The following is a 20138-nucleotide window of genomic DNA, read 5'->3' on the forward strand; positions in this document are numbered from 1 at the left end:
TTCTTTTACTGTAAATTTTTATCGGGATGAAAACAGGGTAACGTTGCCGGGAGACTCAATGTGCTGTATAGGTAACATATGCAACAATGTAGCTGGGTTGCGGGTTACCTGTTCCAATATCGACACGTAGTTATTGATAATATGCTGAACCTGGTCGCCGGTATAGATGCCCTTCAAATACTCAAATGTCATACAGAAACAGTCCTTCCGGCGTGTCCCATACAGTGATTGCCTGAATTGCAAAGAAAATTCTTTCCTGTTGCAGGGATTTAGTGTAAGGCCTGGAATTTCAAGCTGCCGGCCACCTTCATTTTCAAAAGAGAACTGCACACTAAACAACGGATTATCCGTTCCTTCCCTTTTTCCTCCGGCCATTTTTACCATTTCGTTAAAGGGATAGTTTTGATGTTCAAATGCATACAGAACGGTTGCCCTCACTTCCCGTAAGAGTACTTCAAACGATTTTTCGGGCAAGGGTTGGCAGCGCATAGGCAGTAGATTGGTCATTAATCCTATTACCCGTTGTAACCCTGCATGTGTGCGACCAGATACCGGTGAGCCGATTACAATGTCATCCTGGCCGGTTTGCGCGGATAACAGTACTGCATAAGCCGTGAGCAGCAGCATATAGGGTGTAACCTGGTATGTGTCACAACAGTGGATAATTTCTTCCATTAGCTGACCACTGATATCAAAATATACGCGGCTGCCCTTCCCTGAATTGTCCGGCGCCGCGCCACCTGGTTTGAGTACCATTGGTACACCGTCAAGCGCGCGCAGCCAGTAGGCTCCCTGTTGTTTCAACATCTGCTGGCAGGTTTCCCCGGCCTGCCATACTGCGTAATCACAGTATTGCAGCATTGCCCTGGTAACTGTTTGCTGATTATACAGATCAGCAAACTCCTGCACCAGCAATCCGTTTGAAATGCCGTCTGTGATAATATGGTGAATATCTATCAGTAAATAATACCTGTTTGCCAATGCCTGCGCTATTATCACCCGTACCTGGCAGGGAACAGACAGGTCGAATGGCCTGGTATTTTCATCCAGGAACAGGTCTGCATTACCCGGCCAGGAAGCATGTACCACGTTAAAATCCACTTCCGTATGAATTTCCTGGTATACATCATCTTCTGTCAGCACAAAAGCAGTTCTTAGTATATCGTGACCGGAAATCAGTAGCCTGAACGCATCCCGGATGCGGCTAATATCTGGTTCTCCGGCGATTTCAAATAATTGCGGAAGATTGAAAACAGTGCTTTCCGGCGCTGTCTGCTGCATAAAATAAAGCCGCTTCTGCTCCTGCGACAAAGGATAAAAAGGTCTGGGCAGCGCCACGGGAATATCTTCAAAAACATGTGTTTGAATACTTTTCAACAACGCCGCCTGCGAGCGCACAGTAGTATGCCTGAACAACTGCACAACCGATATCCTGGCGTTGAATTCTTCATGTATGAGCGCAGCCAATGTTGTAGCACGCAGCGAATGCCCTCCCAGTTCAAAGAAAGTATCTTCCACACTGATATTTTCCGCCGGTATGCCCAATACCACGCTCCACAACCTGGTCATACGATATTCGTCGCCAGTGGCTGGCAGCTGAAACTGCTGTGATGCCGAAGGTATATTGCAGCTATCTGCCGATAGTTTTACGCGGTCAACTTTACCGTTACTATTCAGCGGTAGCTGTTCCAGCTGAATAAAGAAGTTGGGGATGGCATAGTTAGGAAGATGCACAGACAGGAAGGCTTTTACCTCTTCTGTCGCCAGCTTTTCTCCTGCCGTAAAATAAGCGTACAGTAATTCATTACCTGCCCCCACAGTTACTGCTGCCGCTTCGATAGGACCGTAGGCCAGCAACTGATCTTCGATCTCCGTTATTTCAAGACGGTAGCCCCTGATTTTGACCTGCGTATCCTGCCGCCCCATATATTCAAGTGTGCCATCTGGTAACCAGCGCGCCTGGTCGCCTGTGCAATACATGACCTGTCCGGATTGAAAAGGATCCGGTACAAATTTCTGCGCATTTAATGCAGGTGCGTTAATATACCCGTTGGTAACACCCTGCCCGCCGATACAAAGCTGGCCGTATACGCCCAACGGCGCCAGTCGTCCCTGCTTATCCAGAATATACACCCGTTCCCCCGGCAAAGGACGTCCGATGGTAACCTTCATTCCTTTATGCCAGCTACGGATCTGCGCACAGGTACTGCCTATGCAGGTTTCTGTAGGACCGTAAATATTAACGATGGTAACATCTCCACCTGCAGTATAATTATTGAGCAGGCTATCAACCAATACTGATGTAAGTGGCTCGCCGCCACATACAATAAATTTCAGCTGTAACGCGGCAATCCGGATCTTCAGGGCATTTGCGAGGAATGTCATGTAACCGGGTACGCCCTCCATCAAATTTGCCTTGTTTTTATAAAAGAAGTCATAGAGCCATTCCGGATCAAGTTTCCTTTCTTCCGGCACCACCAATAAGGTATTTCCAAACAACAGCGCCCCTAATATCACATGCACCGACCCATCAAATTCACAAGCCGCTGTTAAGGCGATGTTCAATTGATTTTCCCGGTATATGACGTCTCCCAATCCAGCCATTGTGTTCAGCACATTCTGATGAGTTACCATTACTCCCTTGGGAGTACCGGTAGAACCGGAAGTATAAATGATATAAGCCAGGTCACCAGCTTCTCCGTTATGGATAGATAGAAGTCCCCGTTCCGTATCCGCCTGCATTTCTTCTATCCCCCATACAGGAACATCCGCAGGTATTATGGCAGTCCCATTACGGACCAACAAACATACAGCTCCTGCTTCCTGCAACATATGTCTGCTCCTTTCTTCCGGAACCTTAGTGGATATGGGCAGATAGCTGGCCCCTGCTTTTAAAATCCCCAGAATACCTGTCAGCATTACATTAGACGGGTCTGTTAGTATAGCTACTACATGACCGGGGCTTACTCCCCGGGCAGCCAAAGCACCGGCGACATGATCCGACAGCAGGTCCAGTTCTCTATACGAAAGTGCTGCATTGTCATCTATCAGCGCTGTATTGTCCGGCGTTTTTTTCACCTGTGCTGAAAATACAGCCTGAATAGTTGGAAACGGGAACGATCCTTTCGATGCGCCAGTGTTAAAGCCGTTAATCAGCAATTCCGTTTCTTTCCCGGGAATCATGTTGTAGTTGGCTACCGGAAAGCTTCCGGGTTCTACAAGTGCAGCCACCAACGTAGAAAAATAATCACACATTCTTTGGATGGTATCTCTTCTGAATAACTGTATATCATATTCAAAGTAACCTGACAGGGCACCATCTTGCTCTGTCAGGAAAAGAGTAAGGTCAAACTTGGATACTCCGTTGTCAAAAAAATATGGCTGTATGCTGATTTTTTCCGGTGCAGCTTCTTCCAGGTTGCTGGTATCCAGCACAAACATAGTATCAAAAACAGGATTTCTGGAAGCATCGCGGGGGATGTCCAGCAAACCTACCAGCTGCTCAAAAGGATAGTCTTTGTTTTCCAGCGCCGCAAACAGCTGCCGGCTCGTTTGCGCTAACAGCGCAGGAAAAGTGCTGGCTTCCGACACATGGCTTCTGATGACCAGCGTATTAATCAACAGTCCTATCATGCGCTGCAAATCCGGATGATCCCGCAAAGACACAGGAGTGCCTACCAGTACATCTTCCTGGCCACTTAAGCGGGACAGAAAGATATTATATGCGGTAAAAAGCCATATAAACAGCGTAGTCTTATGTCTGATAACATCCTGTTTGACCGCTGCGGTTGTATGACGGTCAATATTGAAATAAACTTTGCTGCCTTCATATAGTTTCACCGGTGGACGTGGGAAATCAGCCGGTAGCTGTAACGCAGGTATCTCTCCTTCCAGCTGTGACTCCCAATATTCGCGCTGTTGTACGACCAGGGCGTCCGGCAAATGCCGCTGTTTCCATGAAGTATAATCCCGGTACTGAAGCGTTACCGGCGGAAGTGATACGCCATTGTACAAACGAAGCAGTTCTTCCATCAGCAATGCCATAGCCATGCCATCTGCAATAATATGATGAAGATCCACCACCAGCAGGAATCCGCCCTGTCTCTTTGTAATCAGCGCCACGCGTACCAGCTGAGGCCGATCTAACCGGAATGGTTGAATAAAATGTTTTACCTGTTCATCCGTATTCCCTACAGGCAGTCGGGCCATAGAGAAATTCACTTCCTCAGACACTTCCTGCAGCAACACACCATCCTCCATCACAAATGCCGTTCTCAGCATCTCATGCCTACGAATAAGCGTACGGAAGGCATTCTCCAGCAAGCCGGCATCTATATCTCCTTTCAAGGCTATTACCTGGGAGATATTATATACCACCGCATCGGGGTACATCTGCTGCAGTACATATAGCCGCTGTTGCGCCGCTGTTACAGGATACCTGGCATTTTTTTCACCACCCGCTGTTTCCGGCTGTACCTCCCTTCCATTGTCAAAGAAAGCCGCCATAGAGCGGATATCAGGATACTGGAAAAAATGCACCAGTGGTATACGCATATGAAAGGCTTTATAACACATGCCAACCAGCAGGCTGGCTTTCAGTGAATTTCCCCCCAGTTCAAAGAAATTGGCCGTTGTCCCGATTTTCTCTGCCGGTATTTTTAATACTTCTGCCCAGTAAGACTGCAGCAGCTTCTCCGAATCATTAACTGGTGCGCTATAATGTATATCCTGTACCTGTACGGGTTCAGGGAGCGCTTTCCTGTTTACTTTGCCGTTAGCGGTAAGCGGAATAGTATCCAGCTGAATAAAATAAGCCGGTATCATATAAGCCGGCAATACTTCTCCCAGCCTGTCTTTCAGAAACTGTGCGCTCATTTCTTCATCTGCACAGAAATAAACTGCCAGCGCCTTATCTGTTGAATTAGTTCCATGTACCACTACCACAGCAGCTTTCACTCCTGGTATTTCCAATAGTTGTGATTCAATTTCACCGGTTTCTATCCGGTGCCCGCGAATCTTTACCTGCTGGTCTTTCCGTCCCAGCAATTCCATATTACCATCTGTTTTCCAACGGGCGAGATCCCCTGTTCTGTAGATAATGTCACCCGCAACAAACGGACTTTTAATAAATTTTTCTGAAGTAAGTAATGTATCGTTAAAATAACCGGATGACAAACACGGTCCCCCGATGTATAAGTCGCCTGTAATTCCAAAAGGGCAAACATTCAGGTCTTCATCGAGAATATAGTATCTGGCATTTTGAATGGGTTTTCCATAAGGAATACTTTTCCATTGCGGATCAACCGTATCTATCGGGAAGTAGTTGGACCATACAGTTGCCTCTGTAGCGCCACCCAGGCTTATTACCTGTGCCAGTGGGTATGCCCTGCGAAGCAGGTCCGGCAGGTTAACCGGTATCCAGTCTCCACTAAAGAATACCAAACGCAGCGTGGTTATTTTACCCGGTTCAGGAAGGAAAGAGATGCCTTGCAGAAAGGCCGCCGGAGCAGAATCCCAGAAAGTGATGCTTTCCTTTTCAATGAGAGATATCAGTACAACCGGATCTTTCAGCTCCGCTGCGGTCACGATCCTGATACAACCTCCGGAGGCGAGCAGACCAAAGATATCATAAACAGACAGGTCGAATCCGAGGGAGGTAACAAATAACAAACGCGTTGACTCATTTATTCCGAAATTACCATTTACCCACTCTATCAGGTTAATGACCGGCCTGTGTTTCACCATTACCCCTTTGGGCACGCCGGAAGAACCGGAGGTAAAAATAATATAAGCCAGATCGTCTGCCTTACCAACACAAGCCGGATCGGTAATTGGCTGGCGGTTCATTTCAGCAGCTCCCAGCCAGGTAAACGCAGCCAATACACCGGTACCTTCTGCGGCGTCGGGCACGTACACCAGCGGAGTATGCTCCAACCCTGTTAATACTTCGCCAACAACAGATACCACTCCCCTACTGGTAAAAAGAAATTTCGTCTCCAGCTGTTGTACAATATTACGCAAACGGCTACACGGCAAATCAGGTTCCAGTGGCACATATGCTCCTCCTGCTTTCAGAATGGCCAGTACAGCCATAATCATATATTCTGACCGTTCCATAATAACCGGAACAAAATCTCCCGGTTTTAATCCCCTTGTCATCAGGGAATGAGCCAGTTGGTTAACCCGTTCATTGAGCAGCCGGTAAGTGATATGCAACTGATCTGTTATGACTGCAATCCGGTCTGGCGAATGTCGGGCTGTATGTTCAAACAGCTGGTGTATCAACAGATCCTGTTCATAAATGGCCTCAGTATCATTAAACGTGTCTACCAGCTGCGACCGTTCACTTTCATCCAGTATATCCAGTTGTTTCACCGGGCACCAGGGCGCTTCTGCAGCCGATTCCGCCAGTCTTTGCAGAAAGGAGGCAAAACGTACAACTGTTTCCGCACGGAAAAGCGCTGCACAATACTCCAGTTCACATACCAGGTGGTCCCCTACTTCGGTTACATGCAAGTTCAGATCAAACATCGCTGTTCTGCGATGGAAATGTTCGTCATTACCCAGTTGCAGCCAGTTGTCGACAGCATACCGCTTTTCATTATGGTAGTCGAACATGACGTCGAAAAGCGGATTCCCTGCCATATTACGCTCTACATTCAGCTGATCTATCAGTTCTTCAAAAGAAAATTCCTGGTGATCATATGCATCCAGTAATAATGTTTTGAGCCTGCCTATGAAACCGGTAAAAGTTTCTTCTGCGATCCCCTCACTCCTGATAGCCAGCGTGTTGATAAAACAACCTACCACCCTTTCGAGTTGCATATCATTCCTGCCGGAAACCGGAATTCCCACCACTACATCACGCTGACCGGTGATCCTTTGCAGGAATATTTTGTAAATAGCCAGCATGGCCATAAACAGTGTAGCTCCTTCTTCTGTAGCAATTTTCCGGAGTGCGGCGGTGACAGCTGCCGGTATTTCAAACACTACTGTGGCGCCATCAAACTGCTTTACCGCAGGCCGTTCATAATCGAGCGGCAGATTTAATTTTGGTATTTCGCCACTGAAGCGTTCCAGCCAATAAGCGGCCTTCCGGGAATCAGGCTGCTGCCACGCTGCATAGTCTTTGTATTGGATCGTCTGTTCCTTCAGAGGCTTCTCTGCCAGCAGCGCATTAAAGTCTTCAATTAGTATTTCATTGGAGATACCGTCGGATATAATGTGATGCATTTCCACAAAGAGCAGTGCATCTATTTCTCCTGTATCCAAACAATACATGCGGATAAGAGGAGGTGTGGAAAGCTCAAACGGACGCATTTCACGGTACACCCAATCTTTCAGCGCTGCTTTGTCTATCTTTAGTACCGGTACCGCTATGTTAACAGCCTCCGCTACTTCTACGATCTGTACCAATTCACCATCTTTCAGTTCAAACGAGGTACGGAGTATCTCATGTCGCCTCAATAATTGCCGGAATACGCCGTTCAGTTTTTCTGCATCCGGTTTCCCCTGTAGGCGGTACAATCCATACATATTGTAAGCAGTAATATCTTTATGGATCTGTTGTAACAGGTAGAAGCGTTTCTGTGCAGGAGATGCTTTATAATGAGGTTGCAGTGCTAATGGTAACAACTGTGGCACATCCGATTTTTGCGCGCCTGCTATCAATTTTGCCAATTCTCCCAATGTGGGATTTGCAAATACATCTTTCACCGACAGGCTCACTCCAAATACGTTACGAACCTTGCCCAGCAACTGCATGGCAGATAAAGAATGTCCTCCGGACGCGAAAAAATCAGTTTTCCTGTCGAGGCTTAACAAGCCAACCTGCAACAAATCGGACCAGATGCGTGCCAGCGTTCTTTCATCGGCCGACAGGCGGTCATACTGTGCATCTTCCCGGTCGGCCACTACCATTCCTGCCAGTTTTTTCTTATCAACTTTGTTGTTAGAGGTTAGTGGCAATTCATCCAGTAATATGATATGACGTGGTACCAGGAATGAGGGTGCCGCCTTTTTGAGGAAATCCGCGATTACTTCACGGCTTACGGGCTGGCAAAGTACCACAAATGCGGTCAGTTCATAGTCGCCCTGCTTGTTTTTTGCTGGCACCACAGCAGCCTGTAATATGGCTTCATGCTGCAGGCAAAGGCTTTCCAGCTCCCCGGGCTCTACTCTGAACCCGCGTATCTTTACCTGGTCATCTATCCTGTCGAGGAATACAATTTCACCGCTTCGCTTACGGAACACCCGGTCCCCCGTGCGGTAACATCTTTCTCCGTTGCGGAATACAAACCGTTCCGTTGTCAGTTGTGGCTGGTTTATATAACCGATGCCGATACCGGCTCCGGCAATGTAAAGCTCCCCGGGAATACCCCAGGGTTGTTCGTGTCCATCCCTGCCAATAATTACGGCCTTTGCATTGTACACCGGTTTTCCTATAACCGGTTGCTGCCGGTAACGGTGCCAGTTGCTGCTGGTCAGCATACAAAAAGCCGTTCCAATAGTTGTTTCGGTAGGTCCGTAATGATTCATCACCCGGATACCTGGTTTCACAGCAAACAAAAGATCTATATCACCAGGCTTTATTTTCTCGCCGCCGCACACCAACAGTCTGAGTTGAGCAATACTGCCTGTATTAAAATCAGGATGATGTAACAACGTAGCCAGTAAAGACGGCGTAAGCTTCAGGATGGTGGCGCGCTCATTCTCTAGCGCTGCCAGCAAACATTTGGGATCTGAATAAGTCTCATAATCCGTAAGATGAACACATCCACCGGCGATCAACAGGGGAAATACGCCTGTAAACCCAAGGTCAAATGCCAAAGAGCTAACCACCAGGCTACTGTCGTTATGGCTTACATGGGCCTCCGTTTTGAACCAACCGGCATAATTGAGCAGATTGCCGTGCGATATTACCGTGCCTTTAGGAACGCCGGTAGTGCCCGATGTCGCAATCATATAGGCACCATCTGTATGGTATACAGGCACGCCGGGGTTTTCCGCTATCGGCTTAAAGCGGGAATCAGACAAAGACAGCACAGTAAGGTCATCGTAAACGACACCCGTATCTCCCGGGTCCAGCACGTATGTTACACCGGTCTCCCGAGCCAGCGGCATAAATCTCAGTGGAGGCTGTGTATTATCTATGGGAAAAAAAACTGCACCTGTTTTCAGGATTCCCAGTATGCCGCTGATAACAGCGGTACAGGGTTTTACCAGGACACCAACCCTGTCGCCTTTTTTCACACCCAGCTGGATCAATCTATGGGCAATACCGTTGGCCTGTGCATTCAGTGTTGCATAAGACATACGCTCCTGCCGCCATACCACAGCCAGGTTACCGGGGCGGGCGGCTGCCTGTTCTTCAAATTGGCGGTGATAATTCCCAGTCAACAAAGCGTATTGCTCATAGCCGGCATGCTGCCGTTGCAGCCTGCGCCGGTTATTTTCTGACAACAGCGACATTGATGCCACCGGTATGTCTACATCTGCAATTACCTGATTAATCAAACAGTCTAACCGGTTACTAATGTCATTGATATATGTTTGGGAATAACGATTCCTGTCGAATTTAAATATAATCTGCAACTGATCGCCGGGTACAATCGTGATACTGAATTTATAACTGTTGCGCTCAAAGAAATGTTCCTCTTTCAGCTTCCAATTCCAGTTAACATCTTCATTTACAGACAACAAGCTTTCCAGGTCCTGTTCTGCAGGATAATTTTCAAATACCAGTATGTGATCGATCAGATCATTTTTCTGTGCGGTCCTGCTTTGTATTTTAGCCAGCGCGAAATACTGATGGCTTTCCTGCTGCAACACCTGCTGTTGTCTTTCCTGTAACAGGGTTGAAAAGCGGGTATCCTGCCGATAGTTTATCCGGACAGGAACAGTATTAATAAAAAGGCCCAGCATTTCCTCAATGCCCGGCACTTCAGCGGGTCTGCCGGAAACAACTGCACCAAATACCACGTCACGTGTGTTATTATATTTAGCCAGTAGAATTCCCCACAGGCTCTGGACCAGGGTACTTAATGTGACCTGTTGCTTTGCAGCCAGGTTAGTCATTGCAGTTGTCTGCGCGCGGGATAACCTGTGCGCGACGGCCGACTGCCCCGGTGCAGTGGTATGGATATCCGGCCTGATACCTGCGCCGGTCTCATAACCTTCCAGGTAGTTATCCCAATAGGCCTGCGAAGCCTGTCTGTTTACTGCCGACAACCACTGAATATAACTCCTGTAAGGAGGAGCAGCCGGCAATATAACAGGCTCCCCGGTTGCCAACGCCCGGTAGCAGTGTACAAACTCACGTTGCAGTACCTGAAGGCACCATCCGTCGAGGATAATATGATGAAAACTCCAGATAAGGCGAAACCGCTGTTCATCTATTTTTATAACGGTAAGCCGCAGTAACCTGTCTTTCGAGGGATTAAATCCTTTTGACAGGTCTTTTGCCTGCAGCCGGTTACATTCGGCAGCAGCGGATATATCGTCCATTTCCGGCAATTCTTCATACACCAGCTCTGCTTCCACCGATGCGCTTACCACCAGGCACGGCACCGGATCTGTAATAACATTTGCCCGCAATATCTCATGGCGCTCCATCAACAGTTGCAATGCACGCCTCACCAATGTTATCTGCAGTGTTCCTTCGATCAGGTAGGATGCCTGCTCAAAATAGGCACCGGCCACATCATCATAAAGCGTATGAAACAATATTCCCTCCTGCATGGGTGACAGCGGGTATAACTCCTGAAGGTCATATTGTTTCTGTAAGATCTTCAGTTGTGAAGCGGTGAGCTGCTGATAGGTGAGATCAACCGGCATAAGCATTTTCCGGGCGGCAGTAGTTCCGGTGAGCCGCAAAATTTCCTCCAGCCGCTTGTCGACCCGCTCCAGTAGCTGTCTGATAGCGGCTGCCCCGTAAGCCTTCTTCGGATAGGTAACTGTGATTTCCAGACGACCATTCTTCACCGCGGCTACTATATCCAGCAAGAAGGGCCGTTTACCGGTTACAGATTGGAAACTACCGGCTGGCTCACTGGCCAGCTCAAACAATGGATTGTCCCAATCAGCGTATATCTCCCCGATATAGTTAAACGAAATATCAGGATTAATAGCCGGAATGGCTATATTATTTTCATCAAATCTCCACGATCCATATGCAGCTCCCTTCTCCGGTACACGCCTCAGTATATCTTTCACGGCGGCCAGTTGTTCCAGCGGGTCGGCCAGGAGCGCGGGCACCAACACCGGGTATATACTGGTAAACCAGCCCACGGTTCTGCTGATATCGATATCTATATTAGCAGCACGGCCATGATTTTCCATGGCTATCAAAATCTCGTTCCGCTGGTGTAATACCCCCAGTTCCGCCGCAACAGCCGCGAGGATCATTTCCTCTATAGTAAAACCAGGCTTGGCTTCTGCTCTATTTAACAACGCCTGAGTTGCTGTCGTTCCCAGCGAACAAACAACGTAGTCACTATCCCCCACCAGGTTATCTCCGGCCAACAATTTCTGGGGTAACGCCGGAACATGCCTGGTAGCAAGTGTTTCCCAATAGGTATGTTGTTGGTGTAGCACTGCGGCACTTAACCGCCCGAAGGCTTCTTTCGCCATCCCGTAGGGGGCAGATTTAGGCGGCAACGAAATATTCCTGTCCAACAACAACGCCTGTAAGTCTTCCAACAATATCTTCCAGCTAACGACATCAACAATCAGATGATGTGCCACCAGCAGCAGTCTGTCGCCCGCTTCCAGATGAAACAACCCTATTCTGAATAGCGGGGCCTCTGCGATATTAAAGCGTTGTAATGCAGTGGCAGCGTCTTCGAATGCTTTTGTTTCCTCCGCTGATGCTCTCAGGTCTGTTTCATATACTTTTATGGGAGGCATATTACCCGGATGTAACAGCTCCTGCACTACAGTATCATCCAGTATGGTAAAGGTTGCCCTCAGCATATCATGATGCATCAGCAATTTCTCAAAAGCGTGTTGCAAATCGGGCAGCAGGAGCCGTTTTTTGCTCTTCAGAACAAGTCCCTGGTTATAGTGTCCGCGATCATGCCGGCAGAAAGAGAAGAACCATTGCTGCACCGGCATCAGCGGGAGGCGGCCGATTACCGCTCCCTGTTCATACTGCGGGCCGTTCTGTTTTGCGATCTGTGCCAGTGCGGCGATCGTTGGATATTGAAAGATATCCTTCATCCGGATGCTGATCCCCGCAGCCTGCAGTCTTGATATGATGCGAACCGCTTTAATGGAGTCGCCCCCAATAGCAAAGAAATTCTCTTGTATTCCGTGAACCGGCTTATTGAGTATCTGGCTCCATATTTTCTGCAAACGCTCTTCAACCGTATCATTCGCTCTGCTGTCCAACGTATCTGCAACAGCAGGTGTCACCAATCGTGCAATGGCCAACGCTTTACGATCCAGTTTACCGCTGGCATTTAATGGCAATGCCTCCATCTTCAGGAATGTCGAGGGGACCATATAATACGGCATCACCTGAGACAAATCCGCTGCAATATCCTGATCGGCCGGCAGTTGTGCACCGGTAATACAGGCCGTGAGAGAAGGCATATCTGTGGGACCATCTACTACAACTGCAGCATCCCTGATATAAGACAATTGTTTCAGGTGGGATTCAATCTCCGCTATTTCAATGCGAAATCCCTTCAGTTTAATCTGATGATCAATCCGACCCATGAAATGAATGTTACCGGATAGCCCTTTCCTGGCGTAGTCCCCTGTCCGGTAAAAACGCTGTCCGTTCAGGAAAATGAACTGTTTAGCCGTCAGTTCGGGGTTATTCAGATACCCTTTCGCCAGGCCTGCGCCGGCAATAAGCAGCTCTCCCGGTATCCAGTCAGGCTGCTCACGGTTATTGCTGCCCATGATCACGGTCCGCACACCATGTAAAGGTTTTCCTACAGGTATATCCGTGGTATTATCATGTAACGCCGGCAACTCATAATGTGTAGCATATATCGCTGCCTCCGTAGGCCCGTATACGTTCACCAGTGTGGCCTTGCGGAACAGCTCTCTGAACCGATCCGCCACCGGCCAATACAGTGCTTCACCGGCAAGGAAAATATATTGAAGTGACCGCAGTTTTGCTGCATCATCCACTGTCAGTAGCTCCGTAAAGAGGTTAAACATGGACGGCACAAAATTAATGTGCGTAATATTAAACCGGCTGATGGATGCTATGATAGCATGCGGGTCTTTTTCCCCGTCTTTTTCCAGAACAGCCAGTTTCCCTGTTCCATACATCCAGCCAAATAATTCCGCGACGGAAACGTCAAAGGCAAAGGAAGTTTTAAACAGGAAAACGCCATCTGGCCCCAGCGGATAAGTATACTGCATGGCCGTTAGCGTGTTCATGGCCGCCCCATGGGACACCAACACTCCTTTGGGGATACCGGTAGTACCGGAGGTGTAGATGATATAAGCAGCATCCGTAGGCATAACCCCACCTGTCAGCGAACTGGTATCCGGATCAGCTGTCCGGTACCTTCTGCCTGTGATATCCACGTGTGACGCAGCAGCAGGCAATTTTGCAGTATCGCCGCCTGCTGTTATGACCATCCCGGCGCCGCTGTCTTCCAGCATGTAGGCTATCCTTGCTGCAGGCAGCGCAGGATCTACCGGCAGGTATGCCGCACCTGCTTTCAATATACCCAGGAGAACGATGATCATCTCCGGACAACGGTCCATCATAACAGCCACTACTTTATTGCGACCTATGCCCTGTTTCCGGAGGTAGTTTCCCAGCATATTGCTTTGCTGTTCCAACGCAAGTGCACTCAGTGCCCCCCCATTCCATACCAATGCGGGTAGTCCGGTTTCTCCCTCCGCCAGCCGCTGATACCACAGATCTATCAGTACGCCGGTCGGTACCTGAGCTACCGGAAGCAGCACCTGCGGTGCAACCATTGCAATATCCCTCATACGACGGCTGGGATTAGCAGTAGCTTCATCAATAAACCGTTGCAGGTATCCTGCAAAAGCCGTCACCGATTCTTTTCTGAAAATGGCGGCGTTATACTCCAGTACAATGGATATCCCGCTTTCACGCACACGCGCCTCCAGCAGCATGTCGAACTTAGCATTGGTACTCTTCAAAGTACAGGGTATCACAGACAATTCCGGCAGATCAAAATCAATAGCACCTTCTTCTGTTAATACAAACATCACATCAAACAACGGGTTCCTGGCCGGATCCCTCACTGGTAATACCTGCTCTATCAGTCTTTCAAAGGGATAGTCCTGAAATCGAAATGCCTCCTGCAAAAAAGCTTTTATATTCCTCAATGCGCCTTTAACAGTCGCCGCATCATCCAATGTATGCCGCAACGCCAACGTGTTCACGAACATGCCGATAAGTCCCTGTAATTCCTGCTGGCGACCCGAAACAGGCACTCCTATAATCAGATCCTGTTGTCCCGTAATTCTGCCAAGCCAGGCATAACACATTTCCAGCAATACCATAAACAATGTAGCGCCTTCATCCCTGGCCAGCTGCCTGATATTTTTTACTGTCGCCGGGGCGATATCAAAAGAAACCACATCTCCTGTAAACTGCTGGAACGCAGGCCGGGGGAAATCCAGCGGCATTTGCAACACGGGCAGGTCTCCCTGCATCTGGTCTAACCAGAATGCCTCCTGCAACTGTATCCAGTTGCGATAGGCGGCTGTATGCTGCCATACCGCATAGTCTTTATATTGCAATGGTAATGGAAGCAGTGGAAGGTCTTTATAAAAGGAGATGAATTCCTTTGCCAGAACTTCCTGGGAAAGGCCATCAGAAACAATATGATGAAGATCTACCAGTAACAGCCATTTATTATGTTCCAATTCAAATAATATTGCCCTGATCAAAGGTGCAGCCGACAGATCAAATGGTTGTATGTAAGCGGCCAGCTCCTCCATTACAGTGGCCCCGGCTTTCACTTTAGGTATGCTGAAATGGAATGACTCATGTACCAGCTGCCTTACTTCTTCTCCCTCCATGTAAAAAGAGGTGCGTAATATCTCGTGCCTTTCTATCAACGCTGTGAAAGCGTTTTCAAGCCGGTGTTCATCCAGCTTTCCCTCGAGCCTGAATAACTGCGGCATATTATAGGCGGTACTGCCCGCCGCCAGGTTATGCAGGAGCCACTGTCTTTGCTGGGGAGAAGACAAGGGATAAGCATTGCTCCGCGCAGTCGGCAACACAGGAGGGCAGGCCGTCGTATTCCGCTGCCGAATCAGTGTGGCCTGGGCGCGGATAGTAGGATAAGCGAAAAGATCTCTCAACGAAACTTTCACATCAAACTCCCGCATCAACAGGGAAGCCAGCGTCACGGCATGTAGTGAGTGTCCTCCTGATGCAAAAAAGTGCGTATCGGGCAACAAGGTTACTTTCTCCAGTTGCAGAATAGATGTCCATATGGCAGCGATCTTTCTTTCTGTCTCGTCTGTGAGTTCAGTTGCCGGTACCGGCCGGCTCATCTCCGCAGCAATGTACCGCAGCAATGCCAGATCAGGCTTACCGTCTTTTCCCGGTAGCGGCTGGTCTGTCACGATATACATATCCTGAGAAGTACGCATCACTGCTTCCAGGAAAGATAGTTCAAAAGTACTGTCGGTTTCCAGCCACCAGCAGCTTACTGTACGCGCCTCATCAGGAGGTAACTGCACGATTCTCCGGATACCGCCGCAAGATGCCTGCAGTAACTGTTCCATCTTACCGGATGTACTGGCAGGATACTGTTTTCCAACATAGGCATGCGGGTCATTCAATCCTTTTTCCAGTATGTCGACCAGGTCCTCATGAATCTGTAGAATATCGGCGGCGGAAAACTGATTAGTCTGGAAACGCCAGTCCAGTTCCAGTAATCCGTGAATATCCTTATTGGAAGGATTGATCTGCATGGAAAGCGCATTGGGCTCATAGAACGAATAGTTATGCTCTATCTCGTAATGCGTATCCGGGATACCAGCGATATCAATCAGGAAGATATCTGCCAAATATTCCACGTATTGCCTGGTATGATCTGTGATTTCACGGGCTATCAGGTCGAACGGATACCGCTGGCTTCTGAGATTACCAAACAACGGCACCGAACAATTATTTTTCACCAGCGAAAGAAAAGTACTGTCTTCATCCAATGTTATCCTCACCGGCAGGAACCTCAGGAACATTCCCTGTGTAACGCGTTGTCTTTTTGATGTTCTTCCATGACTTACGCTACCAATCACAAGATCATTGCCACCATACTTCCCGGATACATATATCGCCAACGCCCCCAGGTAAAGCTTGTATAAAGAACTGTTATGCTCCTTACAAAAGAGGTGCATCTTGGTTCTCAGTGAATCCGGTACTGGTAATACCCGGCGGTCTGACCGGGGATCTTCCTCCGCATTTTTCCGCATAGCATTCAAGGGCGACGGGGGCAACGGATAAACAGCCTCCATCCAGTAAGCCCGGTCTGTAGTACATTGTTCCGACGCAAGATACTCTTCTTCATCAGCCAACGTATCCAGGTAAGAAGCATTCGGCGTTTCATCAGGAGTGATATGATTAAGCAGCTGTTGATAAATATCGTCCAATTCCTTATATAAAAGCGAATATGCCCACCCATCGGAAATAATGTGATGCATTTTCAAATAGTATCCGTATTCATTATTCTTAAACCGGATGACTGCAAAATAAAAAAGGTCTTTGTCGATGAGCTCGATATGCGCTTGTGTTTTTTCATTCACCCAGGTATCATAAGCATGATCTGGTGCATCGGTAAAATCAAGGTAATCAGCCTGATAATATTGTGGTGCTGCCACGTATTGAGCGGCCAGCTGTTCGTTTCCGTCGTTTATTTCAACGATCCGCAATCGGAACCCGTCATTTTTCTTCAGTACAATATTAAATGCCTGTTCCATTAGTTCATGGACCAGTTCATATTTGTATTTCACCGTCGCGGCATTGATCTCACATCCAGACTTTACAAATTTCTTCTCATTAAAATATATCATTCGCTGTGAACAGCTAAGAGGCAATAGGGGTTGTTTATAACCGGTATAACTGCGGATAAATGCATTTTCTGTTTTCAGTTTTTCCCATAGTGGCCTTGCATTGTTACTGTTAAAAAGCGTTGCATTGATATGCTCAAACGCTTCCTGATAATATTGTATGTCGGTATCAGTAAGCTGTACAAAAGAAGTAGCCTGCCGGTCCCTCGCTATATCCGCCGCCATGCGCTGTAACCGTTGCCGGTCTGTTTTCCCGTTCCCGAGTAGCGGAAAGGAGGTCATGGTCCTGAACCAAACCGGCACCATGTAACCTGGAAGTTTATCTACCAGGAAAGTGCGCAGCGCTGCCACATCCGGGGTCTCAACCGCCTCCAAAAACGCTCCCAGTACTGTTCTGCCATCCTGCTTAACGGCAAGCACCACTGCATTACCTATCTGCGGGTACAGCAAAATGGCCTGCTCTATTTCAGGTAATTCGATACGCACACCGTTTATCTTTACCTGCTGATCTTTTCTACCGGTAAAAGCGATAGTACCATCCGGCAGCCAGTGACCAGTATCGCCGGTCCTGTATATAACACGATCTTCCCAATAAGGGTCGGGCACAAAGCGCTGACGGGTTGATTCCGGGTCATTGAGGTAACCCTCCGCTACACCTTTCCCCCCAATATATAGCTCCCCGGGGATACCTGCCGGCTGCAACCGCATGTTTTCGTCACAAATGTATATATAGTATCCATCAATAGGGCGGCCGATATTGGCGGCGGTATCCGAATCATTTATCTCATGATATGTTGCACAAATAGTAGTTTCTGTCGGTCCGTAGGTGTTATACAGTTTCACACGTCCCGGCAGCCGGTCCACTTGTTCTTTTCTCAATACATCTCCACCACTTACCAATACCCGAAGATCCGGTAAACTATCAATAGTCTGGTTAATGGTTTCCACGACAGATGGCAACGTGCTTAATAAAGTGATACGCTCTCTTTGCATCAGGCGTACCAGCCCTGTGCCACTCCGGCTCTCTTCCGGAATAATCACCAATGTACCGCCGGTTGCGAGCACCGGAAAAATCTCTTCTATGGCTGTATCAAATGTGAGCGATGCCTGCTGCGCCACACGGTCTGCCGGCGATAGTTCCATCGTCCGGATAAAATTACCGGTATAGTTAGACACCGCGCCGTGCGTTATCACCACTCCGCGCGGCCGCCCTGTGGTGCCACTGGTATACATTACGTAACAGTGATCATCCGCCGCAGCCTGGTACGCGTCTTCACCTGCTTCTGGCAATTCGGGCAATTGCCGCATATGCAATATATGTGGCACTACTGTTTGCAGGCAATCTGCCGCTACTGCATTATATCCCGGCACATCATCTTCCACTATCAAAACTTTAGGGACCACATCTTCCAGCAGCTGGCAAACCCGTTCTGCAGGAAAGCGGGGATTGATCATCACAAATGCACCGCCGGCATGGAGCACTGCCAGCATCCATATTATCGTTTCATCGCTGTGAGAAGCCAGTATACCAATATAATCGCCCGGGCTTACATTCAACTGCTGCGTTAGTATTGATGAAAAGACGGCTACACGTTCGTGCAGCGCTGCATAGGTAATATGATGATCCTTAAAGGTGAGTGCCATTTTGTGCGGCGACTGCCGCGCTTGCCCGGCTATAGTGCGCAGCAGCGGCAACACAGCAACTTCTGCAACGTCGTTGTGTGTTGGTGGCGCACCTGTATTGGCCAGGGTTAGCGTTGTCCTGGGAGCAGTAGCATCCGTCTCCACCAGCCTGTTCAGCAGGCATAAAAAATGCGACGTCAACTGTTCTGTATACTCCGCTGAAAAACGATGATCATTAAAAATAAAATTAAACTTTATGTCGGCGGCATCAACATAAATCGCCAGCGTCAGGTCGTAGTGAGTGCGGGAGAAAAACTCATACCCGGTTATTTCAATCTCCTTTTCACCGGTATCTTCGGGTAAGGGATAATTCTGGAAAACAAGCAGCGTGTCAAAAAGATAATTGGTTTCCGCACAGGCCTGTATATCCGGTAATGGCATCGCGCTATGCCGGGAGTGATTGGCGACGGCAGCGCCGGTAGCCTGCAGGCAGTCGACGATGCTATCACCTGGTCCGGTTTTTAGCCGGAGTGGTAGTGTGTTAATAAACAATCCAACTGTATCCCCAATGGCCGGCAACTCCGGCGGCCGACCGGAAGTAGTGATACCAAATACTACATCGTCTGTATTGTTGTACAACTGCAATAATATTCCCCAGACCGTATATACCAGGGTAGCAAAAGATACCTTATTCCGCCGGGCATAAGCCTGTAAATGATCATATAGCACCTGCCCGGTACTCACCTGTTTCAATACTGGCACACCTGTACTTTGGGTTTGGAGCTGTGGTAACAATTCCCGGAATCCGTAACCATCCAGGTACTGTTTCCAGTATATACCGGCAGCCTGTTTATCGGCCGCCTGCAGCCATTTGATGAAATCTTTAAACGGCGTCTTCTGTGAGCAGGCAGCCCCGGGACTATTATAATAGTAGAAAAATTCACGTATCATGACAGCGCTGCTCCAGCCATCATACAGGATATGGTGGTTGGTAACCACCATTTCCCAGGTATGCCATCCTGTTTTACAAAGTGCCACCACAAAAGGCTGCACCTGCAGATCAACCGCTTTCTTGAGGTCATTTTTGAATATAGCGGTTTCAGCGACGGGGTCATCAGCACCAGTGGCATCAAAATAACGAAGTGCTCCCTGGTACTCCCTGAGAATGATTTGCAAAGGTTCCCTGGCCTCTTCCCAGCGGTAAACGGCGCGCAATATTCCATTACCAGCTATCACCTGCATCCAGGCCTGCTCTACCAGGGAAAAATCCAGCGGACCTTTCATCTGCAGGCTCACCTGCTCCACATATTCATCGCTCATCCCGGTCCTGAGATAATGAAACAGCAATCCCTTCTGAAGAGATGTGAGGGCTATAATATCCTCAATATCCTTTTTATTCAGTTTCATCATTGAAAATCTTAAATCCGTTTATGGAAATAAATACCCACCCCTGCCGGTAAACCGGCAGTATCAGACGCAAGGGGTTAGCC

Annotated in this window: 1 protein-coding gene; it reads right to left on the bottom strand. The window is 48.4% G+C overall.

Annotation, left to right across the window (positions count from 1 at the left end; all coding sequences use genetic code 11):
* Window positions 1-18: 18 nt before the first annotated feature.
* Window positions 19-20058 (bottom strand): non-ribosomal peptide synthetase, encoded by a 20040-nt coding sequence (locus ICL07_RS02755; protein ID WP_188086415.1) that lies wholly within the window; start codon window positions 20056-20058, stop codon window positions 19-21.
* Between the last annotated feature and the right edge of the window lie 80 nt (window positions 20059-20138).

It is taken from the genome of Chitinophaga qingshengii, assembly GCF_014529935.1.
GTDB lineage: Bacteria > Bacteroidota > Bacteroidia > Chitinophagales > Chitinophagaceae > Chitinophaga > Chitinophaga qingshengii.

What these genes read in the sequence shown, in the direction of transcription:
- ICL07_RS02755 (WP_188086415.1), bottom strand. Translation starts at nt 20,058, where the DNA reads ATGATGAAACTGAATAAAAAGGATATTGAGGATATTATAGCCCTCACA.